1 protein-coding gene is annotated in these 264 nt (G+C 56.1%); it reads right to left on the bottom strand.

What is annotated here, in order from left to right; all coding sequences use genetic code 11:
- Positions 1–264, bottom strand: a 264-nt coding sequence (locus RAD10_RS42060; protein ID WP_461622044.1) for a cell division protein ZipA C-terminal FtsZ-binding domain-containing protein, incomplete at both ends; no start/stop codon positions are given.

The raw sequence follows: 264 nt of genomic DNA, 5'->3' as shown, positions 1-264 counted from the left end.
ACACCTGGGGTAACAGCTGGCGGCCATTCTGGTCGCACAACATCCCCTCCATGTTTTCGCACAGGGCTTGAACGACCTCTCGCAATTTTTCGAAAGGTTCTTCAGAGCGCGGCACTTGGGGCACATCCAAACTCAACCAAAGCTCATGAACGGCAGTTTGATCCAAGTTAGAGGCCTGCGCGGCTTGGGCGTCATAGGTTAACGTCAACAGCGGTGCATGCCCTGCAACAGTGGATGGCAATTGCAAGCGCCCCGGCATAGCGC

The sequence above is a fragment of the Bradyrhizobium sp. 23AC genome (assembly GCF_054863025.1).
The sequence above is the reverse complement of the archived record's forward strand: the minus strand, read 5'-3'. Positions and strand labels throughout refer to the sequence as shown.